The 23,713-nt window shown below is 35.6% G+C and carries 30 protein-coding genes and 1 pseudogene; 5 read left to right on the plus strand and 26 right to left on the minus strand.

Annotated features, from left to right (window positions below):
- On the minus strand, nt 1-150 hold the full coding sequence (gene rpmG, locus JCM6256_RS10465) for a 50S ribosomal protein L33 (protein WP_003549092.1): 150 nt from the start codon (nt 148-150) through the stop codon (nt 1-3).
- Between the two features lie 56 nt (nt 151-206).
- Nucleotides 207-1,718, minus strand: coding sequence for a gluconokinase (locus tag JCM6256_RS01365; protein ID WP_025080055.1), 1,512 nt, complete (start codon nt 1,716-1,718; stop codon nt 207-209).
- Nucleotides 1,719-1,821: 103 nt separating this feature from the next.
- Between JCM6256_RS01365 and JCM6256_RS09385 the strand changes: the two genes are divergently transcribed.
- A complete protein-coding gene (locus JCM6256_RS09385; RefSeq protein ID WP_238318564.1) occupies nt 1,822-2,706 on the plus strand; it encodes a helix-turn-helix transcriptional regulator in 885 nt (294 codons plus the stop codon).
- A 121-nt stretch (nt 2,707-2,827) separates the two neighbouring features.
- Here JCM6256_RS09385 and JCM6256_RS01375 read toward each other — a convergent pair whose 3' ends face one another.
- The 9 genes and pseudogenes from JCM6256_RS01375 to JCM6256_RS01410 form a co-directional block, all read right to left on the minus strand.
- On the minus strand, nt 2,828-3,046 hold the full coding sequence (locus JCM6256_RS01375; RefSeq protein WP_025080056.1) for a P8 family protein: 219 nt from the start codon (nt 3,044-3,046) through the stop codon (nt 2,828-2,830).
- Between the two features lie 51 nt (nt 3,047-3,097).
- Nucleotides 3,098-3,361: a hypothetical protein gene (locus JCM6256_RS10300; RefSeq protein WP_051545863.1), complete on the minus strand. Its 264-nt coding sequence runs from the start codon at nt 3,359-3,361 to the stop codon at nt 3,098-3,100.
- The gene (locus tag JCM6256_RS10305) at nt 3,343-3,645 is read right to left on the minus strand and encodes a sigma factor (protein WP_051545864.1); all 303 of its coding nucleotides are present in this window, start codon (nt 3,643-3,645) and stop codon (nt 3,343-3,345) included. The genes JCM6256_RS10300 and JCM6256_RS10305 overlap by 19 nt, the downstream gene beginning before the upstream one ends.
- Before the next feature lie 151 nt (nt 3,646-3,796).
- Complete coding sequence (gene rlmB / locus JCM6256_RS01385) at nt 3,797-4,552, minus strand: 23S rRNA (guanosine(2251)-2'-O)-methyltransferase RlmB (RefSeq protein WP_025080057.1); 756 nt, start codon at nt 4,550-4,552, stop codon at nt 3,797-3,799.
- A complete protein-coding gene (locus JCM6256_RS01390) occupies nt 4,539-4,982 on the minus strand; it encodes a Mini-ribonuclease 3 (protein ID WP_025080058.1) in 444 nt (147 codons plus the stop codon). Before JCM6256_RS01390 ends, rlmB begins: the two co-directional genes overlap by 14 nt.
- Nucleotides 4,975-6,400: pseudogene (cysS, locus tag JCM6256_RS09395) on the minus strand (cysteine--tRNA ligase). Before cysS ends, JCM6256_RS01390 begins: the two are co-directional and overlap by 8 nt.
- Nucleotides 6,401-6,498: 98 nt before the next feature.
- Nucleotides 6,499-7,998: a glutamate--tRNA ligase gene (gene gltX / locus JCM6256_RS01400; protein WP_025080059.1), complete on the minus strand. Its 1,500-nt coding sequence runs from the start codon at nt 7,996-7,998 to the stop codon at nt 6,499-6,501.
- Between the two features lie 74 nt (nt 7,999-8,072).
- Entirely contained in the window at nt 8,073-9,449 is a 1,377-nt protein-coding gene (gene radA, locus JCM6256_RS01405) for a DNA repair protein RadA (RefSeq protein ID WP_025080060.1), read from the minus strand.
- 3 nt (nt 9,450-9,452) lie between these two features.
- Entirely contained in the window at nt 9,453-10,001 is a 549-nt protein-coding gene (locus tag JCM6256_RS01410; protein WP_025080061.1) for a dCTP deaminase/dUTPase family protein, read from the minus strand.
- A 138-nt stretch (nt 10,002-10,139) separates the two neighbouring features.
- On the opposite strand from JCM6256_RS01410, the gene JCM6256_RS01415 reads away from it, so the two are divergent.
- The gene (locus JCM6256_RS01415) at nt 10,140-10,436 is read left to right on the plus strand and encodes a GNAT family protein (protein ID WP_025080062.1); all 297 of its coding nucleotides are present in this window, start codon (nt 10,140-10,142) and stop codon (nt 10,434-10,436) included.
- A gap of 84 nt (nt 10,437-10,520) precedes the next feature.
- Entirely contained in the window at nt 10,521-11,867 is a 1,347-nt protein-coding gene (pepC, locus tag JCM6256_RS01420) for an aminopeptidase C (protein WP_025080063.1), read from the plus strand.
- 53 nt (nt 11,868-11,920) lie between these two features.
- Here pepC and JCM6256_RS01425 read toward each other — a convergent pair whose 3' ends face one another.
- From JCM6256_RS01425 to JCM6256_RS01445, 5 genes are all read right to left on the minus strand, one after another.
- The gene (locus JCM6256_RS01425; protein WP_025080064.1) at nt 11,921-12,856 is read right to left on the minus strand and encodes an AAA family ATPase; all 936 of its coding nucleotides are present in this window, start codon (nt 12,854-12,856) and stop codon (nt 11,921-11,923) included.
- Between the two features lie 106 nt (nt 12,857-12,962).
- The gene (locus JCM6256_RS01430) at nt 12,963-13,640 is read right to left on the minus strand and encodes a 2,3-bisphosphoglycerate-dependent phosphoglycerate mutase (protein WP_025080065.1); all 678 of its coding nucleotides are present in this window, start codon (nt 13,638-13,640) and stop codon (nt 12,963-12,965) included.
- A 5-nt stretch (nt 13,641-13,645) separates the two neighbouring features.
- Nucleotides 13,646-13,840: a hypothetical protein gene (locus JCM6256_RS01435; protein ID WP_025080066.1), complete on the minus strand. Its 195-nt coding sequence runs from the start codon at nt 13,838-13,840 to the stop codon at nt 13,646-13,648.
- 8 nt (nt 13,841-13,848) lie between these two features.
- The gene (locus JCM6256_RS01440) at nt 13,849-14,742 is read right to left on the minus strand and encodes a cation diffusion facilitator family transporter (RefSeq protein WP_025080067.1); all 894 of its coding nucleotides are present in this window, start codon (nt 14,740-14,742) and stop codon (nt 13,849-13,851) included.
- Between the two features lie 67 nt (nt 14,743-14,809).
- Nucleotides 14,810-15,490: a histidine phosphatase family protein gene (locus JCM6256_RS01445; protein ID WP_025080068.1), complete on the minus strand. Its 681-nt coding sequence runs from the start codon at nt 15,488-15,490 to the stop codon at nt 14,810-14,812.
- 156 nt (nt 15,491-15,646) lie between these two features.
- Between JCM6256_RS01445 and JCM6256_RS01450 the strand changes: the two genes are divergently transcribed.
- A complete protein-coding gene (locus tag JCM6256_RS01450) occupies nt 15,647-16,300 on the plus strand; it encodes an HAD family hydrolase (RefSeq protein ID WP_025080069.1) in 654 nt (217 codons plus the stop codon).
- Nucleotides 16,301-16,347: 47 nt separating this feature from the next.
- A complete protein-coding gene (locus tag JCM6256_RS01455) occupies nt 16,348-16,932 on the plus strand; it encodes a DJ-1 family glyoxalase III (protein WP_025080070.1) in 585 nt (194 codons plus the stop codon).
- A 45-nt stretch (nt 16,933-16,977) separates the two neighbouring features.
- On the opposite strand, the gene JCM6256_RS01460 is transcribed toward JCM6256_RS01455, so the two are convergent.
- The 10 genes from JCM6256_RS01460 to rpsK form a co-directional block, all read right to left on the minus strand.
- Nucleotides 16,978-17,424, minus strand: coding sequence for a GNAT family N-acetyltransferase (locus JCM6256_RS01460; RefSeq protein WP_035438108.1), 447 nt, complete (start codon nt 17,422-17,424; stop codon nt 16,978-16,980).
- An 80-nt stretch (nt 17,425-17,504) separates the two neighbouring features.
- Entirely contained in the window at nt 17,505-17,900 is a 396-nt protein-coding gene (rpsI, locus tag JCM6256_RS01465) for a 30S ribosomal protein S9 (protein WP_025080072.1), read from the minus strand.
- An 11-nt stretch (nt 17,901-17,911) separates the two neighbouring features.
- Nucleotides 17,912-18,355 carry a 50S ribosomal protein L13 gene (rplM, locus tag JCM6256_RS01470; protein WP_025080073.1) on the minus strand — a complete coding sequence of 148 codons (444 nt, stop codon included), beginning with the start codon at nt 18,353-18,355 and terminating at the stop codon, nt 17,912-17,914.
- Between the two features lie 107 nt (nt 18,356-18,462).
- A complete protein-coding gene (gene truA, locus JCM6256_RS01475; RefSeq protein ID WP_025080074.1) occupies nt 18,463-19,248 on the minus strand; it encodes a tRNA pseudouridine(38-40) synthase TruA in 786 nt (261 codons plus the stop codon).
- Entirely contained in the window at nt 19,249-20,046 is a 798-nt protein-coding gene (locus JCM6256_RS01480) for an energy-coupling factor transporter transmembrane component T family protein (RefSeq protein ID WP_025080075.1), read from the minus strand. It lies immediately after the preceding gene.
- A gap of 4 nt (nt 20,047-20,050) precedes the next feature.
- Nucleotides 20,051-20,896: an energy-coupling factor transporter ATPase gene (locus tag JCM6256_RS01485; RefSeq protein ID WP_025080076.1), complete on the minus strand. Its 846-nt coding sequence runs from the start codon at nt 20,894-20,896 to the stop codon at nt 20,051-20,053.
- Nucleotides 20,872-21,726: an energy-coupling factor transporter ATPase gene (locus JCM6256_RS01490; RefSeq protein ID WP_025080077.1), complete on the minus strand. Its 855-nt coding sequence runs from the start codon at nt 21,724-21,726 to the stop codon at nt 20,872-20,874. The genes JCM6256_RS01485 and JCM6256_RS01490 overlap by 25 nt, the downstream gene beginning before the upstream one ends.
- Before the next feature lie 185 nt (nt 21,727-21,911).
- Complete coding sequence (rplQ, locus tag JCM6256_RS01495) at nt 21,912-22,295, minus strand: 50S ribosomal protein L17 (protein ID WP_025080078.1); 384 nt, start codon at nt 22,293-22,295, stop codon at nt 21,912-21,914.
- A gap of 32 nt (nt 22,296-22,327) precedes the next feature.
- Nucleotides 22,328-23,266 (minus strand): DNA-directed RNA polymerase subunit alpha, encoded by a 939-nt coding sequence (locus JCM6256_RS01500; RefSeq protein ID WP_025080079.1) that lies wholly within the window; start codon nt 23,264-23,266, stop codon nt 22,328-22,330.
- Between the two features lie 45 nt (nt 23,267-23,311).
- The gene (gene rpsK / locus JCM6256_RS01505) at nt 23,312-23,695 is read right to left on the minus strand and encodes a 30S ribosomal protein S11 (RefSeq protein WP_004045557.1); all 384 of its coding nucleotides are present in this window, start codon (nt 23,693-23,695) and stop codon (nt 23,312-23,314) included.
- Nucleotides 23,696-23,713 lie beyond the last annotated feature (18 nt).

Genomic DNA, 23,713 nt, shown 5'->3' on the forward strand with positions numbered 1-23,713 from the left:
TTACCTCGTTTCCTTATGTAATGTCATTTTACCGCAATGCTTACAGAACTTTTTTAATTCAAGTCGCTGAGTGCGATTCTTACTTGCGGTGATTGAGTAGTTACGCGACCCGCAAACGCTGCAGGCTAATGCTGCTTTTTTCACTGCCATAATCTCACTTCCAAACTTCCGCTATTGTAACAGAAATAGCCTAAGGATGCAATCTATTACGCCTTAAATAGATCAGGATGCCTATTTTGAAAAGCTGTTATCTTTTCATAGCTTTGATTAATTTCGTGTTCAATTTCCTGATAAATCGGAATAATTTCTTGATAAATCTTTACTTCTTTAGAATCAGGAAAATAAACTTTTTCTTCCGTAATAAAATTATTTATTTCCGATAGTTCTTTATTCATCCCTAATGCTAAACGTGCTAAAAACATGGCCGCTAATGTTCCACTTTGACTATTTTTCATAGCAACCATAGGTATATTAAATACATTAGCAAGCATTTGGCGAACAAACTCACTTCTTATAAAACCACCTGTAACTTTAATTGCTCGCGGTCTGCCAATATTTTCTGTTATCGCATGCGATGCTTCAAAAAGATTGAATACTATTCCCTCAAGCACACTACGAGCCATTTGAGGCTTAGTATGATTACGCGTCAGGCCAATAAAAGATGCTTTTGAATTTGCATTCCAAATTGGTGCCCTTTCTCCACCCAAGTAGGGATGAAAAATAAGTCCGCCACTTCCTGCCGGAACGCTTTGAGCAATATTTAAAAAATCTTCTGCAGTTTCATCCGCATCAAAAATTGTTTTACGCGCCCATTCAAAAGCAATCCCACCATTATTCACAGGACCGCCAACTAAATATGATTTTTTATCTGCTGGATAACAGAAATAACGCGCCTTTTTATCAATAATAGGTTGCGTAACCAAAGTTCGAACTGCACCTGATGTACCAACGTTAAGTGCAAAATCACTTTTACTTAAAACACCAACGCCAATTGTAGATAAATAGCCATCACTTGCGCCAATTACAATAAGCGTATTAGAAGACAGGTTTAATTTACGTCGATATTCATCACTCAAGTTTGAAATAATCTCAGTCGGCTTAGTCAATTTAGGCAATTGATCTATGCTTAACTCTAATTTATTCAAAATCTGGTTATCCCAAGTTAAGGTCTTTAAATCAAGCATTCCACTACCAGCAGCCATTGGAATATCCATCCAAAGCTCTCCGGTTAATCGATAAATTAAATATTCTTTTATTCCGATCCAATATTTCACTTGTTTATAAAGCTGGGCATTCTTTTCTTTAAGCCACATCAACTTATATACAGGCGCCATGGGATGAATTGGCATACCCGTATTTTGATAAATTATTTTTCCTAGCCCACTTTCTTTAGCTCCAGCAACTATTTCTTCAGCACGATTATCTGCCCAAGTAATACTATTAGTTAATAAGTTTTTATTTTCATCTAATCCAATCAATGAATGCATCTGGCTAGACCAAGAAATTGCCATTATTTTTCCGTCTGCGTTTTTGGACAGTTTATAAATTATCTGCTGAACAGCATCAAAGATAACTTCCGGATCTTCTTCCGCTTGTCCAACTTTAGTTTGAATCAAAGGATATGGAACCCCTATTTCAAAAATCTGCTTGCCATTTTCATCATAAAGAACGCCCTTACTTGCTGTCGTTCCCACATCTATGCCAATTATATATTTCATATTATTTTCTTTCTCTGTTTAAATCACACAGTTTAATATAGCAAAAAAAGTCGAGCCTTTCTTTCAATGTTTTTTATATACTACATCATGTAAGGAGTAAATAATGTTAGAAAAAATTGAAGCCGTTCAACGCATGCAAGATTATATTAAAAAACATTTATTTGAGAATATTACTCTTGCAGATCTATCAAAAGTTTCATTATATTCACCATGGTATTCATATCGTTTATTCATAGATCAAATTGGTATGACTCCAGCCAGATACATTCGTCGTTTGCGACTATCTCAGTCCGCATTAAGATTGCGTGACGACAAATGTAAAATTATAAATGTAGCCTTTGATATGGGATTTAAAAGTGTAGATGGCTATCAACGAGCATTCAAAAGCGAATTTAACTGCAATCCGAGTGATTATGTAGCTAATCCACGCCCGATTTACTTATTCTATCCTTACGGCGTAAAATTCAAGCCTACCGAAAGGAGACAAAAAATCATGAACAACATAAGAGATATTTTCATTCAACAAATTAACAAACCTAAGCGCAAAGTTATCATCAAAAGAGGAATTAAAGCTACCGACTATTTAGATTATTGTGACGAAGTGGGTTGCGATGTATGGGGATTATTGAAAAGTATAAAATCAATTAGTGGCGAACCTGTATGCCTTTGGCTCCCTCCTAAATACCGCAAGCCTAAAACTTCTGAATACGTTCAAGGCGTAGAAGTTTCTTCTGACTACAACGGCGAAATCCCAGAAGGATTTGATGTAATTGAACTTCCTGAAGCAAAATATTTAATGTTCCAAGGCGAACCATTCAAAGAAGAAGATCATGGCATAGCATTAAAGAAATTCGAGCTGCAATCAAAAAATATAATCCTGAAATTATTGGCTATGTATGGGATAAATCTAATCCAAGAATTCAGTTGGAACCAATTGGATCACGAGGATACATTGAAATGGTCCCAGTCAATGAAAAATAATATTTAAAAGGCATTTTTGAAAAATGCCTTTTTCATTTGCACAAAAAAACAGTTGCCGGAGAAGGCAACTGTTAATGGTGATCAAACAAAGCGTGATCACTGTGCGTAGAACATTGTTTTTAGTCGGATTACTTCTTAAGATTTTCGTTGACGAAGGCTTCAACTTTATCGTCAGAGTCTTTCAAAAATGGAAGCATATCTTCCTCCGTCTTCATGGTATCTCTACCATTCTTTTCCATGAAATAGTCCCAAAGGGCATCTCTAACTGGACGATCTGAATCACTCCAGTCAAAAACTTCACTCATGTGACGGTCTAACAATGCAGTCTTAATAATTTCGTCTGTCATCTTAAATTACCTCCTAAAATATTCTACAGACCATATTATAACGCAACTTTTTTAAAATAGAAGATTATTAAATTTATTACGAATCCGGCTCTTGGCCCTACCTAATTGTTTATCATCTAGCTGCCATTCTTCAATTATTTCCCTATCATCTGCCAATCCCATAATTGATAAAAAGGCTAATAATTCTAATTCGGATAAATTTTCAAAAAATTCATGACCAAACTCATTAATCGAACTTTGGATAATAATATGTTCTTCTTTTTGAACTAATTCACTGCACATTTCTTGTAACCATTCTAACGAGACACTCTGCATATACCCTTTACGGCGTTCAGCATATAGAATCTCACTAATGTCATCATTCTATTTTTTAATCGACTTCTAAAATATACGCTAAATTTTCCTTTGTCACTGGTATATTCACGTGCTGCTTCATAGCAAACAATTAATGCTTCTTGATTCCAATCATTAGAATCAAAATCACGTAAATAATATGTTTTTCTTAAACCAGAAATCATAGGATTATATAACTCAACTAATTTTTTCAAAGCCGTTCCATCTTTTTTTGCAGCTTTTTTAATAAGATCCTTTTCATTCATATCTCAACTTCCGCCTTTCGGATTTAAATTTGAGTAAAATGATATAAGACCTTCTGAGTAAAAAATAGTTCAAATCAACCACTTATATACAAAACACCCCTTTTTGTATGAAATCTTCATATAAAAAGAGGTGTTTTATATTTAAAAAATTCTATTTTAAAGGATGACGACTATTTAACATTTGGTAAAGCATAATACCAGTCGCTACACCAGCATTCAAAGACTGAACGTGACCAACCATTGGCAAGGTCAAAGTTTGATCCATTTGCTTTTTAAGGAGTGGAGAAATACCTTTACCTTCATTACCAATAACTAACACCGTTTTACCATTGGCATTCCATTCACGATAATCTGTCCCCTTCATGTCTGTACCGAAAATCCAATAGCCTCGCTTTTTTAAAGTTTTAGTTGTTTGAACCAAATTGTTAACGCGGGACACAGGAACATAATCAATAGCGCCAGTTGAAGTTTTAGCTACAATTGAAGTAAGCCCAGAAGCGTGGCGCTTAGGAATGATAATTGCATCAACGCCTGTCGCATCAGCAGAACGCAAAATTGAGCCCAAATTATGTGGATCCTCAATTGAATCAAGCATAAGCAAAAATGGTTCTTTACCTTCTGCATCAAATTTATCAAGCAATTTATCCAAATCAGCATACTCAAAACTGGAAACCGCTAAAACCAACCCTTGGTGGTTTCCACCAGCTACCAAACGATCAAGCTTGTTTTTGGGAACGCTTTGAACTACCAAACGTTTCTTTTTAGCTAAAGCATAAACTTGATTGGCAAAATCTTCTTGAATACCATGTTGTAAAAATACTTTATTAATCTTGCTCGCATCTTGCGTTTTTAAAAAATCAAGTCCGGCATGACGACCGAAAACAAAATCCTTATTAATTGAAGTCATAATCTTCTAGACCGCCTTCCTCAACAGTTTTAATACACCAAAGACTTACTTCATCTACACGATCATGTTGACCAGCCAAATCAAGGTAGCCAATGACAGCTTCAAAACCAGTTGAAAGTTGATAAGTCTTTAAGCTTGTATGTTTTGCTTTAGTATGACTTTTTGCATTGCGTCCACGGTGAAAAGCTGCTAATTCTGCTTCAGACAACATATTTTCATCCTGCATTTTTGCAATTAAGCCCGCTTGTGCCTTAGCCGAAACATAATGGGTTGCTTCTCTTTGCAAAACTTGTGGTTTCACAATACCACCTTTAATCAAATGGCGACGAATATAAATTTCATAAACAGCATCACCCAAATATGCCAAAGTTTGGCCACTCAAAGTATCTGGATTTATATCTTTTTCAGTTAATTTTTTTACTTTAATCACGAGTCCACCTTGTCCCTTGAGGAGTATCCTGAATAGTTACGCCCAATTCTTTTAATTGATCACGAATTTGATCACTGACGGCCCAGTCCTTATTTTTGCGTGCTTCGTCACGTTTTTTAACTAATTCGTCAATTTCCGCATCATCTGAACTGGCAACACTCGCTGTTAGCTTTTCGCAGTCAATTCCAAAGATGCTTAGCCATGAACTAAGAAGAGTCTTGAATTTCTTGAGTTCATCTTTATCAACGTTAGAAAGATTAGTATTAGCATTTACTACTGGTAAAACTTCATAAATAGCAGTCAAAGCATTTTGAACATTGAAATCATCATCCATTGCTGCTTCAAAGTTTTCCTTAGTTTTAGCAATTGCACTACGTAAAGAATCAGATACTTTAGATTCAGTATCATCTTCTAAACGATAGTCAATATTTTTAAGCGCATTCTTAAAGCGCTCCAAGATAGTTTCAGCCTGTTTTAAATTATCTTCTGAATAATTGATTTGTCGACGGTATTGAACGCTAGCCATGAAGAAACGCAAAACTTGTGGATCAACTTCCTTCAAAATATCATGAACAGTCACAAAATTATGAAGCGATTTTGACATCTTTTCTTGATCTTTACCGACAGTCACAAAACCATTATGCATCCAGTAATTGACAAATTTCTTTCCAGTTTTGGCTTCACTTTGAGCAATTTCATTTTCATGGTGTGGAAATTCCAAATCTTGGCCACCACCGTGAATATCAATTGTATCGCCTAAATACTTAGTCGACATAACTGAACATTCAATATGCCAACCTGGACGCCCCTTGCCCCATGGCGAATCCCACGCAATTTCGTCAGATTCTTTTTGTGCTTTCCAAAGAGCAAAATCAATTGGATCTTCTTTACGATTTTGTTCTTCATCATTAACATGCTCAGAAGCGCCTTCTTCAAGCTGTTCAATATTTTGATCGCTTAATTCGCCATAATCCATAAATTTTTTAGCACGATAATAAACATCCCCATCAACTTCATAAGCGTAACCCTTGGCAATTAAATCTTGAACAAAGGCAATAATTTCTTTAATTTCATGAGTAGCACGCGGATGAACTGTAGCTGGCTCAACATTTAAAGCATTAGTATCTTCTAAATAAGCATTAATATAACGTTCGGCAAGTTCCGGTACGGTGATCTCTTCTTTTCTTGCTTCATTGATCATCTTATCGTCTACATCTGTAAAGTTAGAAACATACTTTACTTTATAGCCTTTATATTCAAAATAACGTCTGATTGTATCAAAGGCAATTGCACTACGGGCATTACCAATGTGAATATAGTTGTAAACTGTTGGTCCACAGACATACATGCTAATTTGTCCTGGAACTAAAGGTTTGAATTCTTCTTTTTTTTCGCGTTAGCGTATTAAAAATTTTCACGGCTAATACTTGTCCTTTCTAAAACAGCTATTTTCATTTTACCAGACTATCAAAAAAGCTGCGTTTCCACGCAGCTTTTATTTTTATTAATTTAGCTATTAGAGACCATTTTCTTCCATTTGCTTCAAGGTTAAGTCAAGGTGGTTCATAACTCTTTCCTTACCTAAAAGTTCCATAGCTTCGCCGATACCAGGTCCAACCATTGATCTGGTTGCAGCAATTCTAATTGGCATGAAGAGCTTTCTACCTTTAATGCCAGTTTCACGACGAGTAGCTTGAATAGCACCCATGATTTGAACTGCAGTAAAACGAGGAATTAAATCAAGTTGCTTCTTGAATTCTTCAATTACTGGACGAGCATCATCATTCTTGATCTCTTCAAGTTCTTCATCACTCAAGTTCTTAGCATCTTCAAAGAAGATCTTAGCCATATCAACAATTTGGTTAGTGTATGACATTTGAACTGAGTAAATGTTAACCAATTGACGAACCCATTCCATCTTTTCTGGAGTTGGATTCTTTTCAATAAGACCTGCTTCTTGCAAGTTGTTCAAAGCAAGATCAAGCAAAGTATCACGATCAGCCTTCTTGATGTATTGGTTGTTTACCCATTCAAGCTTCTTTTGATCAAAGGCAGCTGGTGACTTAGACAAACGCTTAGGATCAAATTGCTTGATAAATTCACGTTGACTAAAGATTTCATTTTCACCAACAGGTGACCAACCAAGAAGAGTAATGAAGTTAAACATTGCATCTGGAAGGTAACCAAGGTCACGGTATTGTTCAATAAATTGAAGAACTGATTCATCACGCTTAGAAAGCTTCTTACCAGTTGCGGCGTTAATGATCAAAGTCATGTGGCCGAACTTAGGTGGTTCCCAGCCAAGTGCTTCATAAACAACTAATTGCTTAGGAGTATTTGAAACGTGGTCATCACCACGAAGTACGTGAGTAATTTCCATTAAGTGGTCATCAACTACAACGGCAAAGTTGTAAGTTGGCATACCATCACGCTTTTGAATAACGAAGTCACCACCAATGGTGTCTGATTCAAAGCTTAAGTGACCCTTAACCATATCATCCCATTCGTAAGTTTCCATTTCTGGAATGTGAATACGAACAACTGGCTTCAAGCCTTTTGCTTGTGCTTCTTCTTGTGCCTTCTTAATTTCGTCAGCAGTCATGCCTTCATATTCGTAAGTGTAGTGAGGAGCAATACCCATAGCACGTTGTTCTTCACGTTGTGCTTCAAGTTCTTCCTCAGTCTTGTATGAGTAATATGCCTTGCCTTCATCAATCAATTGCTTGATGTATTTGTTGTAAATATCTTTTCTTTCTGATTGACGGTATGGACCGTAGTCTCCACCCTTATCAGGACCTTCATCCCAGTCAATGCCTAACCAGTGAAGGTTTTCCATTTGAGATTCTGATCCACCTTTAACATTACGCTTTTGGTCAGTATCTTCGATTCTTAAAACGAAAGTACCTTTGTTGTGACGAGCGAATAAATAGTTAAAAAGTGCAGTACGTGCGTTACCAATGTGTAAGTGACCAGTTGGACTTGGTGCATATCTTACACGGATTTTTTGTTTAGCCAAAATTCATGCCTCTTTCAAAAATAGTATATTTAAACAATCCTAGTTTACGCGTAATATGGAAAAAGTTCAATTCCTTAACCAAAAACTAATTTTAAAGCTTGAGGAATGCTAGAAACTGGAATAACCTCAATGCCTAAATCTTTTAGCCCATTATGCATATTATGCTTAGGAACAAAAATACGCTTAAAACCAACTTTAGCTGCTTCTTTAATTCTTGCTTCAATTTTATCAACACGGCGTACCTCGCCGGTCAAGCCGACTTCCCCTACAAAGCAATCTGTGGCAGAAATTTCTTTATCTGTATAACTAGAAGCTACAGACATAGCCACGGCTAAATCAATTGCTGGTTCATTTAATCGAATTCCGCCAGTTGCTGTTAAATAGACATCTTGATTTTGCAACATCAAATTACCGCGTTTTTCAAGAACAGCTAATAAAAGTGCCGCACGATTATAGTCAATTCCTGATGTCGTTCTCTTAGCATAGCCAAAAGCCGTCGGCGTTACTAAAGCTTGAATTTCTGCTAAAAGTGGCCGTGTTCCTTCCAAAGAAACCACAACAGCTGACCCCGTTGATTTAGGCAAACGCTGATCAAGAAAAATTGAGGAAGGATTGGTTACCTCTCGTAAACCTTCATTAATCATTTCGAACATGCCAATTTCATTAGCAGCCCCAAAACGATTCTTTACTGAATGCAAAATACGATATGAATGGTGCTCATCACCCTCAAAATAAAGAACTGTGTCTACCATATGTTCCATTATTTTTGGACCGGCAATTGCACCTTCTTTAGTAACATGTCCGATTACAAAAATTGTAATTGCATCCATTTTTGCAATTTTCATCAATTCACTAGTTACTTCTCGAACCTGTGAAGCCGATCCTGTCATTGAATCTATGCTTGGTTCATTCATTGTCTGAATTGAATCAATAACTACGAAATCTGGCTTAACGTCATTAATTTGTTCACGAATATCATGCATGTCCGTTTCAGGGTAAAGAAGCATGTTGCTCTGCCCTACTCCCAAACGGTCAGCTCGCAATTTAATCTGATTGGCGGATTCTTCTCCAGATACATAAAGGACTTTATATTTTTCAGATAAGTCGCTCATGATTTGAAGCATCAAGGTTGATTTACCAATTCCAGGATCTCCACCAATTAAAACAAGTGATCCTGGAACAATTCCGCCACCTAAAACACGATTTAATTCTTCAGATTTAGTTGGAATTCTTTCTTCTTTTTCGGCCTTAACTTTTTCAAGCTTTACCGGTTCATTGATTCCTGTTTTTTGAATCAATTGACTGGCAGTTGCCTTGGTCGAACGTTTTTGCACTTCCTGCGTTTCTTTTTCAAATTGATTCCAAGCTCCGCAATTTGGACAACGACCTAAATAACTTGCCGAAATATAGCCACAAGACCGGCATTTATATTGCGTCTTTACTCTTGCCATTAACTAACCTTCTTTTTCATTAGTTGAACCAAACCCACTAATCCGTTCACGACTAATCGGATTATCATCATCCGTTTTTAAATACTTCATAAATATGCCTTGAGCAATACGTTCTCCTTTATGAATATGAAGAGGACGCACTCCGTAATTAAGCATTTGTACAAAAAGTTCCCCTTCATTATTAGGGTTATTGTAGTAATCTGCATCAATTACGCCAATTCCATTTGGCAAAGATAAATTCTTCTTAAAAGTATTTGATGAACGATTAGCCAAAATTAAAACTTCATCTTCTGGCATATATACTTTTAATCCCGTTGGTACCAAAATTGGCTTTAATATCTCTTCAGCCATTTCATAATCACGTTCATTCAATTCATGACCATTTCTGATCAATCTAAAAATACGTACGAAATTTAACCGCCAAATACTTGGAATAGTAATATCTTCGGCAGCTTCAATATCATAGCCAGCACTAGCCAAAGTTTGGCGTCTTGGCAAATTAATATTTTTGTCTTTATATTTAGTAACTACTTCAAATCCACGTGTTTTCATCATTGAGTAAACTCCATTTAATCTTTTCTTTTGCTAGGTATCTATTTTACAATGTTTTTTAGTAAAGCAAAAAGGATTTAGTCCTTCATATATAAATACGCAAAAAAATCAGATATTACCGAAATAAAAGGAAAAATTATGACTGAAGAAATCAAAAAATTTTTTACATTAAAAAATGACGACGATATTATTACTTCACGAACAGATCTAGATTTAATTAACCGCCCCGATCAAAAAGTTTGGGTAATGAATCATATTTTTATAAATCCGGATAATCACAATGAACACGAGATCAGTATTTTAATGGAAAAAGTGGTGAAGTTTGTCAAAGATTCAAATAAACAAGTTTGGCCTCTCGATCCTATTGCAATCAAATATTTTAAAAAGCATCCCGAATTTAAGAATATTTGGTACCATAAACCATTTAATTTTTAAGCGCCTGCATAGACGATTCTTTTTTTATGGGCTAAAATAGAATTTGATTAAATGATTATTAAATATCACTAAGGAGGAATTTTAATGTCAAAAGAAATCTCAAACGATACTATTGATAAGTTTGAAAAAGATTTAAACAATCATCCTATTTTCAACGTTGCCAGCCATGCCGCTCAAGAAAATGGCATCTTCAAGGCTAGTCAAAACTTGCAAACTAAAATTGATTTAGATCCTACTTTTTCAATTGAAATCGAAACTGGTAAGCCAGCTGATCAAAAGCAATCTGGTCGTTGCTGGATGTTTAGTGCATTAAACACTATGCGTCACCCACTTCAAAAGAAATTTAGCTTAAAAGATTTTGAATTATCACAAAATTACACCAACTTCTGGGATAAGTTTGAAAAGTCTAACTGGTTCTTTGAAAACGTAATTGCTACTGCTGATAAAGATCTTGGCGACCGTAAAGTTGCATTCTTGTTCACCACTCCTCAACAAGATGGTGGTCAATGGGATATGCTTTGCGGAATTATTGAAAAATATGGTATTGTTCCTAAGAGCGTTTATCCAGAAACCGCAAATGCTACCAATTCAAGTGCATTAAACGACACTTTGAACACTTTGCTTCGTAAAGATGGTCTCGAACTTCGCAAGTTGGTTAACGACGGCAAGTCAGAAGATGAAGTCCAAGCTCGCAAGGAAGAAATGCTTAACGATGTCTTCCGCGTATTAGCCATTTCATTGGGCGTTCCACCAAAGAAGTTTAACTTTGAATACACTGACGATGACCACAATTACCATATTGATAAGGACATTACTCCTAAGGAATTCTTTGACAAGTACGTTGGCATGAATCTTGAAGACCATATCTCAACCATCAATGCTCCAACTGCTGATAAACCTTTCCACAAGGTATTCTCTGTTGAATACTTAGGTAACGTTGAAGGCGGTCGTCAAGTTCGTCACTTAAACTTAAAGGTTGATGAAATGAAAGACTTAATCATCAAGCAATTAAAGAGTGGCGAAGTTGTATGGTTTGGTTCAAATGTTGTGAAGGATTCTGAACGCCGTGCTGGTCTTCTTGATACTAACCTTTACAGACGCGATCAATTATTTGATGTTGATTTCACTATGTCTAAAGCAGATATGCTTGATTCCGGCGAAAGTATGATGGACCATGCGATGGTTATCACTGGTGTTGACATTGTTGATGGCAAGCCAACTAGGTGGAAGATCGAAAACTCATGGGGTGAAAAACCTGGCTTTAAAGGCTACTTCGTAATGAGCGATAAATGGTTTGATTCATTTGTTTACCAAGCAGTTATCAACAAGAAGTTCTTGCCAGATGACCTAAAGAAGGCTTACGACGAAGGTAAAGAAGACCCAATTCAATTATTGCCATGGGATCCAATGGGTGCTTTAGCCTTTGAATAAAAAATAATTTAAGAATCAAAAAAGAGTTACCACAATCGTGTAACTCTTTTTTTCTACCAAATGTGAAGCAAACGTGTTGGATCAAGCTTGCTTAAGTTGAATTGATGAACGTGTTGTTGTTCATTTTCTGGAAATTCTTTAAGGTAATCAGCCACATTGAATAATCCTGTTGAATATGACCAAACCCCATGAACTTTTCTAACCGGATCAATCATTTCATTTCTTATTGGATAAGTTGATATCAAGAAATGTTTATGATGGAATTTAAAAACAAAATATGGCAACTTAAATTCTTCCACAGCCTCTTCTGCCGTTTTGGCAATTGTTACCACATTACGGTAAGTTCCATACTTTTCCGTAAACTTATCATTAAATGAAAAGTAGAAATTAGAAATATGCACATGTGGAAAATCTTCCTCTGCCACTTTATCTGGAACAGCAATCACATGAGAATATTTATCTAAATTGCTTTCCCGTTGAGAAAGAGCTTTTTCCATTTGATTAGGAACAATACCGTGGGCCCACTCAGGAACTTCTGGATGAGCTTTGTAAGAATGATACATTTGCTTAACTACTTCAGGTTTTACCCAGTCGTAATGCATTCTGGTCTGATTACGCTTGAGTAAATTATCCAAAGTATTATGTTGCATCAAATCAACTACAAATAATTCATAATGGTATTTATCTACCCATGGCTTAAAATGTTCAATTGCACTTGGAACAACGTGAGTTCCATCAACAATTACCGTTTCACCATGAGACATCTTATGTTCTACAAGATTATCTACCATTTTTTGTGTTTGAACAGTTACATGACGCGGAATTACCTGATGTAAATAATCGGCTTCTTCTTGATAATAAACTGTTAAATCCGCCAATAATAACCGAATTTGATCACGACTAATCGCATACGGTTGTAAGTGATGACGCGCAATAAAAGAAGATTTACCGGAGCCAGGTGCGCCACGTAATAAAAATATCTTACGCATGCCAAATACTCCAAACTAGAAAATAAATATTGTATATCGTATAAATTTTACCATAATTGTAGCCAATTCATTATTATGAGTATTAAAAAAGTGTACTTTCGTACACTTACTTTAAAATTTCTTTGTTTATTATATTAAGATGATCATCCATTGTATAAATAATTGGCTGTGCATTAGGAACTTCTAGCTTCACAATATCGTGATCACTAGTATTTTCAATTTTTTTAATTAATGCTCTTAAACTTGAACCATGAGCAACAATTAATTGATCTTCCCCCATCAACATACGGCTGGCTACTTCATCATAATAATATGGCATTAACCGAAGTTGAGTTTGATGCAAACTCTCTGCACGTGGCATTAAATGTTGATCACAAAATCTATAGCGCCGATCAATAATTGGCGAACCTTGCTTAGGCGGAACAGAATCAAAGCCCCGGCGCCATTCTAATACTTGTTCTGCACCAAAGACTTTCCTTGAAATATTCTTATTAAGGCCTCTAAGAGCACCATAGTGCCGTTCATTGAGTCGCCATGTCTTAGTGATTGGTAGATATAAAAAATCGCAGACATCAGCTACAATATTGGCTGTCGTGATAGCACGTGATAAAACTGAAGTATGAATATGAGTAGGATTGAAATTGGAAATTTTATTAATTAATTTTCCTGCATTTCTGGCCTGCTCTTCTCCTTTTTCAGTTAAAGGAACATCATTCCAGCCTGTATAAACGTTAGCTGCGTTAGCTACACTTTCCCCATGTCTGACTAAAACTAATTTAACCATTATAGTTACAGCCCCTTATTCATCAAGCACATGATTAATAGAATAATTCCACTAATAGTGAAAATCATCCCCAATACTGCAAAAGCTTTAATCCCTTTTTTATTATTTGGCTGTCTTCTTCGATTAAAAGCATAGGATAGATCATAAATTCCTACGATAATAACGATAATTGCTGTAAAAATATTAACTTGAAAATTCATAACTTCTCCTAATTTTCATGTCCTCGTTCAACAATCATTTGATCATTACGGCCACGTTCACATTCTGCTTGCAGATTAATATGATTTACCCCTAATTCATCTTTTAGTTTTTTGCCAATTTTTTGACAAAGATCTTCAAATTGACCAGCTGTTAGGTCTTTATCCACATTTAAGTGTGCATCAAGCATAATGTAATCATCACTATAGCGCCAAACATGAACGTGGTGGATATTTTTCACTTCTGGAAAACTCAATGCAATTTGATTTACTTTTTCCAAATCAATATCAGGATTAGATTCCATCAAAACATTGGCAGCTTTCATCGTAATTTCATAGGCTTCATGAAGAACAAACAATGAAACCAAAATAGTTAAAACAGGATCAAGCCAAGTCACATTCCAAAAGTAAATGAAAATCGCACCAATTACCACAGCCACACTTGATAAGGCATCGCTCATCATGTGAACAAAAGTTGAACGAACGTTTAAATTTTTCTTGGCATCATGATGCATGGCAAACATAGAAATAAAGTTTGCTAAAAGTCCGATAATAGAAACAATCAACATTATTCCGCCCTTAATATGTTCAGGCTCCCAAAAACGTTGAATTGCTTCGACAAACAGCACTAAACTAATGACAATTAAAATTACTCCATTAGTAAATGCTGCCAAGGTTTCGGCTCGCTGATATCCAAAAGTTTTATTTTTATTGCGATTGCGCTGACTGATTAAGTGGGCCAAAAACGACAACACAATTGCGCCCACATCACTTAAGTTATGCACAGCATCTGAAAGCAAGGCTAAAGATCCTGAAATTATCCCACCAAAGAATTCAGCCACTGTAATCACAACATTTAATAATGTTATAAATATATAGCGTTTAGTTGTATGATCTTTTTTCATATCGACTTTCCTTTCGCTTCTTCAGTGTACCAAAAAAAGTCTCACTTAGGCAGTGAGACTTCTTACTTTATAAATCTTCAGCATCCTTATTGTAATCAACGATTTCAAAACGACCATCATCATGCAAAATACCACGAGTAACGCTACCGTTATTAGGAAATTGAATATCATGATGACCATCGCTATTATTCCAATATTTAATAGCTAATGTCTTAATAAAATCACCATGGGATACAACTAAAACTCTTTTTTCGTTTTTGGTTAATTCATGTAAATTTCTAATTGCACGAATCATTCTTTCATCTAGCTCTTCCTTATTTTCAGCTAAATGACGTGGATCAGCTTTTTTTGTTGCTTCACGAAATTCTTCAATTCCGATCTGATTGATTATTTTTTGTACATTAGTTTCGTGACCAATTCCCGCTGCTTGAGCAATTTTATCCCAAGTTTGATCAATATCGTCACCTTCAAAACTGCCAAAAAATACTTCACGAAATTCAGGTAATTTCTTAATTTTCCCAATTTCCGAAACAATATTGGCATCTTTCATCAAATGAACTGTGTCAATCGCTCTTTTTAAATCTGAAGAATACATATTATCAAAGTGAACTTGCGCTAAAGCATTAGCTGTACGCTTTAAATCATCGATTCCTTTGACCGTCAGAGGAGAATCACACCAACCCTGAACCTTATTCAGTTGATTAAACATGGTCTCTCCGTGACGAACCAAATAAACTTCTGTTGCCAACACAAATCTCCCCTTTCTCACTAACATCATTTTAACAAATTTATTGTAAGTACGCTTTATAGATCTACTAAATTCACATATCGATAACAGAGCATATTAATCTTTTATATTACTTTTTTCCTTAAATTAATTATAGAATGAAATTGGGGTGATAATGTGGATACTTTTGAAACGCTAATCTTTGTTCCTGAAGGAACACTTTTAAATGAAAAACTTGCTGAACGAACAGCCTTAAGGCAAACCTTGAAATATTTTAATCATGATTTCGGTCCGGCTGAACGATTAAAATATACTGACTTATCTAACAACTTCAAGTTATTAACATCAGAGCAAAGAATTGCATTGCTTGTGCAAAACTTTTTACCTAATGAACCTACTGCCGAAAGCTATTTTTATGAACAGCTTTCTAAGCAGAATCGTTTAATCAAAGGCAGCCTTGATTTTTTAGATACTATTAAAGGAAAAATTACTCTAACCCTATACGGAAAAGAAAATAAAGCAGACCTTTTACCACGTTTAAAAAACGCAGGCATTGGAGATAAATTTGAAGCTCTATTTTTCGCTGACGATTTTTCAGCCAAATTACCTGATAAGAAAATCTTTACTACAATCGTTCAACAATTAGATTGTGATCCCGATACCACTTTAGTCGTTGGCGCAACTTTAAGTGATGAAATTCAGGGAGCAGAAAATGCTAATTTAAAATCCTTGTGGATTGCTCCTAAACGCGAAAAAATTCCAATTACGCCTCATCCAACATTACATTTATCAAGGCTAACAGATTTACTATTTTACTTAAATATTGAATAATTAAGTATGATATAAAAATAATTATCAATTAGAAAGGAAGTTTTTCTATGACAAAAGTTGCTGTTGTTTTTGCTGACGGCTGTGAAGAAGTAGAAGGCTTAAGCGTTGTCGATGTTCTTCGTCGATTAAATATTGAAACTGACATGGTGGGGTTAACCAGCAAGGACGTAATGGGTGATCACAAGATTAAATTAACCTGCGATAAAGTTGTTAATGACAGTTTATTAGATTATGACTTAGTTGCTTTCCCAGGCGGAATGGATGGTTCTGCTAACTTACGTGATGACGAAAAACTGCGTAAGTTAATGGTTCAACGTCATGAAGAAGGCAAGTGGGATGCTGCAATGTGTGCCGCACCTCGTGCATTGGCCCGTTATGGAATTTTAGCTGATGCAGATTACACTTGTTATCCTGGTATTGAAGAACAAACCGAAGAAGATGCCCCAACCGGTCACTTCAAAGAAGATATTACTGTTACTGATAAGGAACATAAAATTTTAACCAGCCGTGGTCCAGCGACTGCTTGGGCTTTTGCTTACGCAATCGCTGAAGCACTTGGTGTTGATACTAAAGATTTAAAGCATGGTATGCTTTATGATTACTTAGCTGACAATATTCAAGACAGTTTATAATTTAAATACAAAAAAGGCTCTCGAATGAGAGTCTTTTATTTTGGGCTAATATTTCATTAAATCAACTTCAACTTGGAATTTTTCGTTTCCCGGCATCTGTCCTTTTTCATGTCTAATAACTTTAAACCCTTTTTTTAAATATAGGTTCTTAGCGGGATTTCCTTTTAATACTTCAAGATATATTGGTTTATATGGACTAGAAACAACAAAATCAATTAATTTACTGCCAATGCCTTGGTGCTGAAAAACTGGATCCACATATAGCCAGCCTAATTCTTCTTTGTTAAAAGCGACAAAACCGACCACATTATCTTCCTTAATTGCGACATAAACTTGATAATCCCTAAAAAGTCCTTCTTTTTTAGACGCAGTTTTCAATGGAATAAATGCTTCTTCTAGATTAGCTGATTTCAATTCTTGCTTTCTAGCCTGATCATGAATTTCACAAAGACGTAAAAAATCATTTTCTTGATATTTTCTAATTGAGATCATTATTTTCCTTTTATTTAAGCAACAAAAAAACATCCCCAACTTGGAGATGCTTTTCTGTATATAAACGTAAAATCCAAAGATTAACGCTTTGAGAATTGTGAAGCTTTACGGGCCTTCTTCAAACCTGGCTTCTTTCTTTCCTTCATTCTTGGGTCACGAGTTAAGAAACCGGCCTTCTTCAATGGTGAACGGAAATCTGGGTCCACATCAAGAAGAGCACGAGCGATACCAAGACGGATAGCTCCAGCTTGACCTGAGAAGCCACCACCGTTTACGTTAACATGGATATCGTATTGACCGTCAGTTTCAGTCAAAGTCAATGGTTGCTTTAAGTCCTTAACTAAGTTAGGGAATGGGATGTATTCATTAACTTCTTTACCGTTAACAGTGATAGCACCGTTACCTGGTACTAAACGAACACGTGCAACTGAGTCCTTACGACGACCAGTACCAATGTATGCAGCTTGTTGTGCCATTGTATAACCTCCTAGATTAATTTGTTAATATCTAACTTTTCAGGCTTTTGTGCTTCATGCTTGTGATCTTCACCAGCATAAACGTGCATCTTCATGAATTCTTGGTGACCAAGAGTATTCTTTGGAAGCATGCCCTTAACTGAGATTTCAACCATCTTAACTGGGTTATTAGCAAGCAACTCGCCGTATGAAACAGCCTTGATGCCGCCACGCCATCCTGAGTGGTGGTAGTAGAACTTGTCTGAAGCCTTTTTACCAGTCAACTTAATCTTTGATGCGTTGATAATAATAACATTATCACCGGTATCAACGTTAGGTGTGTATTGAGGCTTGTTCTTACCTCTCAAAATAGTGGCAACAGCAGCAGAAAGACGACCAAGAGATACGTCAGTTGCATCAATAATGTACCACTTACGTTCAATTTCACTAGATTTTGCTAATGGTGTAGTACGCAATTTAAATTCCTCCGTTTATTTGCAGTTTGAAAACAATAAGTTTCCGGGGCCTATCGTGGACAAACATACTATACTAGAGTACGTCCTTTTGTCCTAAAAGTCAATTATTATTCAAGATCTTGGCGATATTTCTTGGGAAGCTCATCATAAAATACATGATATAGATATAGTCCACTAGCCTGCGCAGTTTCGCGAACTTCTTGTCTATCTTTTGCTTTTATAATTCTTGGAAAATCATTTACTGGACGTTTTCCATTGCCAATTTCAAGAAGTGTCGCCACTAAGATCCGAACCATATTATACAAGAATCCTGAGCAAATGAAATCAAAAACAATTTCGTTTTCTTTTTCATCTTTCTCAACATTCACATAATACATCGTTCTTACTTTGTTAATGATTTGTCCACCACTAGCTGCGAAACTAGTAAAATCATGTGTTCCTAATAAATCCTTAGCCGCTTCTTGCATTTTTTGAATATCAATCGGATATGGATAATGACCTGTATAGAAACGTTTAAACGGATTAACAAAATGATCCAGACTAACTCGATAACGATACCATTTTCCCTTTATACTGTATCGAGCATGAAAGTCTTCATTAACAATTTCACAATCATTAAAAATAATATCCATTGGCATCATAGAATTCAAAGCTAAGATCATTTTATTAGCAGGAATTTGATTACCTGGATAATCAAAATGAATCACTTGACCAATTGCATGTACTCCTGAATCTGTTCTCCCTGAGCCTTCTACAATCACTCTCTTGCCCTTTGTCATTTTTATCAGAGCCTGCTCAACAGTACCTTGAACAGTTCTTTGATTTGGCTGCATTTGGAAGCCATGAAAAAGATGTCCATCATATGCCATCGTCATTTTGTATCTTGTTGTCATTTAATGAGTCCTAAAAATCAATAATAATACTGTCAATATTACAAAATATCCTAAATTATATAAATCGTATTTTGACCAATTTAAAACACGATATCGAGTTCTCCCTTCACTTCCGCGATATCCTCTTGCTTCCATTGCCGTAGATAAATCTACAGCTGTTTGCAAAGAATTAATAAATAATGGTACCAGTAATGGTGCAATTGCTTTTGCTCTTTTTATTAAGCCACCATTATTGAAATCAGCTCCTCGAGAACGTTGAGCATTCATTATTTTAAAGGTTTCATCAAATAAAGTAGGAACAAAACGCAATGCTATCGACATTACTAACGCAATTTTATCTACGGGAACTTTAAATATTTTCAAAGGCGTTAAAATCCATTCCATTGCATCAGCGATTTCCAATGGCATTGTTGTCACCGTCATTACAGTTGAAATTAAAATTATCAATGTAAATCGAATAAAGATATAAACCGCATTAGTAATTCCGTAGCTTGAACACGTAAAAATCCACCACTTCCAGTAGACTTCTCCACCACTAGTAAAAAACAATTGCAAAAGTGACGTAAAAAATATCAAGCCAATTAATGGTTTAACCCCGTCCCAAAAGACTTTTGGCTTTAATTTTGTTGCCCATACAGCCAGCAACGAAAATAAACAAATAATACTATAACTTAGCCAATTATTTGCCAAAAAAATAATACATACAAAGAAGATCGTTGCGAGCAATTTTCCTCTCGGATCCATTTTATATATAAGAGTATTACCTGGAATATATCGTCCGATAATTATTTTGCTCATATACTCACTTCCTCAAATTACTTTTAATTTCATCAACAAGTTTATCAATTGTTAGCGGATTTTCATCAAAATTATAATCGGTCAAATATGCTGCAAACATACTTGCAGTTGGTTCATTTAAATAATGCTTCTTTACCCAAGTTCTATCTGCAAAAATATTTTTCGGAATATCATGTTTAATCAATTTTCCATGTTCCATTACTAAAACATCATCTGCATATTGGGCAACATCATCCATATTATGCGTAACTAATATTACCGTATGACCTGCTTTTTGATATTCAACAAACAAATTCATCATTTGTTTGCGGGCTTGAGGATCCAGTCCAGCCGCAGGTTCATCCAAACATAAAATATCGGGTTGATATGCCATTACGCCTGCAATCGCCACTCTTCGCATTTGCCCACCAGATAATTCAAAGGGAGACTTATTACCAATTTCTGGATCTAAACCAACTTTTTCTAACCATTCTTTAGCCACATCTTTAGCCTTTTTTTCTGAATAGCCGAAATTTTTAGGTCCAAATGCAATATCATCAATTACTGTATCCTCAAATAATTGTGCTTCTGGAAATTGAAAAACAATACTAACATGTTTACGCAATTCCTTTAAATTCTTATTTTTTGTTTCAGGAGTAATTACTTTTCCTGCAATTTCAATAGACCCAGAAGATGGTTTTAATAGCGCATTAAAATGCTGCATAAGCGTTGATTTACCACTACCTGTATGACCAATTATAGTAACAAAGCTGTTATCTTTAATTTCAAAATTAACGTCATCTAAACCTTTTTTTTCAAGCGGCGAACCCGGAGAATAGATATAACTTACATTGTTGAATTTAATTGACATAAATAGTTCACCAGCTTTTCTTCGGTATCTATTTCTAAAGGAATATTAATTCCTGCTTTAATTAATTTATTTTTTAACTCAAAAATAAATGGTTCTTCTAATCCAATTTCATTAATCATAGCTTGATTTTCAAAAACTTTTATTGGATCACCTGTAGCTAAAATTTTGCCATCGTTTACCACAACAACATTATCAGCTAGTTCAATAGATTCATTCACATCATGAGTAATAGAAATAACCGTTAAATTATCTCTTTCTTTCATATGCTTTACTAGGCGTAAAATGCTTTCTCTTCCATTAGGATCAAGCATTGCTGTAGCTTCATCTAGAATTATAACCTTTGGTCGTATTGCAAGAATTCCTGCAATTGCCACTCTTTGTTTTTGCCCTCCAGATAAATTAGACGGTTCAGCTGTAGCATATTCAGTCATTCCAACTTCTTCTAAGGCCTTTACAACTCTAGTTTTCATCTCATTATGTTCAATTCCACGATTTTCAAGTCCAAAGGCAACATCATCGGCTACAGTGGCGCCCACAAATTGATTATCAGGATTTTGAAATACAATTCCCACCTTATCGCGAATATTCCATACAGTATCATCAGACAATTCCTGATTATCAACCACAATATAAGTATTTTGATTTTCATCAGGTAAAAGTAATCCATTTATTAATCTAGTAATAGTTGATTTACCACTACCATTATGTCCAATAATTGAAGTCCAAGATCCTCTTTTAATATCTAAATTAATATCACTAAGAGCTGGCCTCTTACTATTTGGATACGTAAAATAAACATGTTTTAAAGAAATAATATTGTTACTAGCCATTACTTTCACCCACTTAATTAAAGGTTATACTCTTTACTATTTTAACAAAAAAAGAGTAAAAAAATCATCCATGAAGAGGGATGATTAAATCATCTAAGCTAGACTAAGCTTTCGCCATCATCTTAACGCTTATTCTCACTTTCATGGATAATTCTTAATAGCTATTAAGTTTTGGAAATTCTGAATTAAACTAATTCAAGGATAACCATTGGAGCTGCATCACCTTTACGAGCTAATGCTAACTTCATAATTCTGGTGTAACCACCATTACGGTCTTTGTAACGAGGTGCAATATCGTTAAAGAGCTTTTGCAATGCTGACTTAACAACAACTGCGTCTTTTTCTTCCTTAACATCAGCAACTTCATTACGTACAAAAGCAGCAGCCTTTCTTCTAGCAGCTAAATCGCCACGCTTGCCTAAAGTAATCATCTTTTCAGCAGTCTTGCGAATTTCTTTTGCACGAGCTTCAGTAGTAACAATGCGTTCGTTAATGATCAATTGAGTAGTCATTTCTCTAAGCATTGCTTTTCTATGAGCACTATCGCGACCTAATTTACGGTATGCCATGAGTTTTGCCTCCTTTTATTTATCTGATTAAACTAGTCTTCTTGACGAAGAGAAAGTCCCAAATCAGATAATTTGTTCTTAACTTCTTCCAATGATTTACGTCCTAAGTTACGTACACGCATCATGTCTGATTCAGATTTATCAGTCAATTCTTGCAAAGTGTTAATACCTGCACGCTTAAGACAATTATAAGAACGAACTGAAAGATCAAGCTCTTCAATAGTCATTTCAAGCTTCTTTTCTTTCTTGTCGTCTTCCTTTTCCACCATTACTTCGCTGAATTTAGCATTTGCATCAGCTGATTCAAACACCTTAAAGTGTTCTACTAGAATCTTAGAGGCAAAGCTAAGGGCGTCATTAGGCTTGATTGAACCGTCTGTCCAAATCTCAAAAGTGAGCTTGTCAAAGTCATCTCTCTTACCAACTCTTGCAGATTCAACTTGGTAATTTACCTTCTTAATTGGTGAGAAAAGAGAATCAACTGGAATAACTCCAATTGGCATGTCTTCACTCTTATTGTCACTTGCAGCAACATAACCGCGGCCATTCTTAACTGCGATTTGCATGTGTAAGTGTCCACCTTCAGCAATAGTACAAATATATTGATCTGGATTTAAGACTTCAACGTCAGAATCAACTTTAAGATCATCAGCAGTTACAGTGGCTGGACCTTCAACATCCAATTCAATAACCTTTTGTTCATCTGAAAGAGACTTTAATTCAAGCTTCTTTAAATTCAAGATGATCTTGGTTACATCTTCTCTAACGCCAGGAACTGTTGAGAACTCGTGTAAAACGCCATCAATTTGAACATATACAAGTCCTGTACCAGGAATTGAAGTAAGCAATACTCTACGAAGAGAGTTGCCTAAAGTTGTACCAAAGCCTCGTTCTAGTGGTTCAACAACAAACTTACCGTAAGAATCTTCTTGTTCAACAACGGTAATATTTGGTTTTTCAAATTCAATCATTACTGGGCCCCTTTCAAAACGTAACGTCCTCTATACAGGACAAAATTAAACACGACGACGTTTTGGTGGTCTGGAACCATTGTGTGGAACTGGCGTAACGTCACGAATTGCAGTAATTTCAAGACCAGTTGCTTGAAGTGATCTAATAGCAGATTCACGACCAGCACCAGGACCCTTAACAGAAACTTCTACATGTTTCATGCCTTGGTCCATTGCACTCTTAGCTGCTGCTTCAGCTGCCATTTGAGCTGCAAATGGAGTAGACTTACGACTACCCTTAAAGCCCAATGCACCAGCTGAAGACCAAGCAACTGCATTACCTTGAACGTCAGTAATCATGACTAAAGTATTATTAAACGTAGAATGAATATGAGCAACGCCGCTTTCGACATGCTTCTTCACACGACGCTTACGTGCTGTTTTAGGCATCAATAAACCTCCCTAAAA

It is taken from the genome of Lactobacillus hamsteri DSM 5661 = JCM 6256, from assembly GCF_000615445.1.
Taxonomy (GTDB): Bacteria; Bacillota; Bacilli; order Lactobacillales; family Lactobacillaceae; genus Lactobacillus; species Lactobacillus hamsteri.

Bases quoted from the DNA above. Each gene is read 5' to 3' on its own strand.
- JCM6256_RS01485 (WP_025080076.1), bottom strand. From the start codon at position 20,896: ATGTCAATTAAATTCAACAATGTAAGTTATATCTATTCTCCGGGTTCG.
- JCM6256_RS01430 (WP_025080065.1), bottom strand. From the start codon at position 13,640: ATGGTTAAATTAGTTTTAGTCAGACATGGGGAAAGTGTAGCTAACGCA.
- JCM6256_RS01365 (WP_025080055.1), bottom strand. From the start codon at position 1,718: ATGAAATATATAATTGGCATAGATGTGGGAACGACAGCAAGTAAGGGC.
- rpsK (WP_004045557.1), bottom strand. From the start codon at position 23,695: ATGCCTAAAACAGCACGTAAGCGTCGTGTGAAGAAGCATGTCGAAAGC.
- rplQ (WP_025080078.1), bottom strand. From the start codon at position 22,295: ATGGCATACCGTAAATTAGGTCGCGATAGTGCTCATAGAAAAGCAATG.
- JCM6256_RS01425 (WP_025080064.1), bottom strand. From the start codon at position 12,856: ATGCGTAAGATATTTTTATTACGTGGCGCACCTGGCTCCGGTAAATCT.
- JCM6256_RS09385 (WP_238318564.1), top strand. From the start codon at position 1,822: ATGTTAGAAAAAATTGAAGCCGTTCAACGCATGCAAGATTATATTAAA.
- radA (WP_025080060.1), bottom strand. From the start codon at position 9,449: ATGGCAAGAGTAAAGACGCAATATAAATGCCGGTCTTGTGGCTATATT.
- JCM6256_RS01435 (WP_025080066.1), bottom strand. From the start codon at position 13,840: ATGAATTTTCAAGTTAATATTTTTACAGCAATTATCGTTATTATCGTA.
- JCM6256_RS01415 (WP_025080062.1), top strand. From the start codon at position 10,140: ATGACTGAAGAAATCAAAAAATTTTTTACATTAAAAAATGACGACGAT.
- JCM6256_RS01440 (WP_025080067.1), bottom strand. From the start codon at position 14,742: ATGAAAAAAGATCATACAACTAAACGCTATATATTTATAACATTATTA.
- JCM6256_RS01410 (WP_025080061.1), bottom strand. From the start codon at position 10,001: ATGAAAACACGTGGATTTGAAGTAGTTACTAAATATAAAGACAAAAAT.
- JCM6256_RS10300 (WP_051545863.1), bottom strand. From the start codon at position 3,361: ATGCAGAGTGTCTCGTTAGAATGGTTACAAGAAATGTGCAGTGAATTA.
- JCM6256_RS01480 (WP_025080075.1), bottom strand. From the start codon at position 20,046: ATGAGCAAAATAATTATCGGACGATATATTCCAGGTAATACTCTTATA.
- JCM6256_RS01375 (WP_025080056.1), bottom strand. From the start codon at position 3,046: ATGACAGACGAAATTATTAAGACTGCATTGTTAGACCGTCACATGAGT.
- JCM6256_RS01455 (WP_025080070.1), top strand. From the start codon at position 16,348: ATGACAAAAGTTGCTGTTGTTTTTGCTGACGGCTGTGAAGAAGTAGAA.
- JCM6256_RS01500 (WP_025080079.1), bottom strand. From the start codon at position 23,266: ATGATTGAATTTGAAAAACCAAATATTACCGTTGTTGAACAAGAAGAT.
- rlmB (WP_025080057.1), bottom strand. From the start codon at position 4,552: ATGACTTCAATTAATAAGGATTTTGTTTTCGGTCGTCATGCCGGACTT.
- rpsI (WP_025080072.1), bottom strand. From the start codon at position 17,900: ATGGCACAACAAGCTGCATACATTGGTACTGGTCGTCGTAAGGACTCA.
- JCM6256_RS01490 (WP_025080077.1), bottom strand. From the start codon at position 21,726: ATGGCTAGTAACAATATTATTTCTTTAAAACATGTTTATTTTACGTAT.
- pepC (WP_025080063.1), top strand. From the start codon at position 10,521: ATGTCAAAAGAAATCTCAAACGATACTATTGATAAGTTTGAAAAAGAT.
- rpmG (WP_003549092.1), bottom strand. From the start codon at position 150: ATGGCAGTGAAAAAAGCAGCATTAGCCTGCAGCGTTTGCGGGTCGCGT.
- JCM6256_RS10305 (WP_051545864.1), bottom strand. From the start codon at position 3,645: ATGAATGAAAAGGATCTTATTAAAAAAGCTGCAAAAAAAGATGGAACG.
- JCM6256_RS01460 (WP_035438108.1), bottom strand. From the start codon at position 17,424: ATGATCTCAATTAGAAAATATCAAGAAAATGATTTTTTACGTCTTTGT.
- truA (WP_025080074.1), bottom strand. From the start codon at position 19,248: ATGACAACAAGATACAAAATGACGATGGCATATGATGGACATCTTTTT.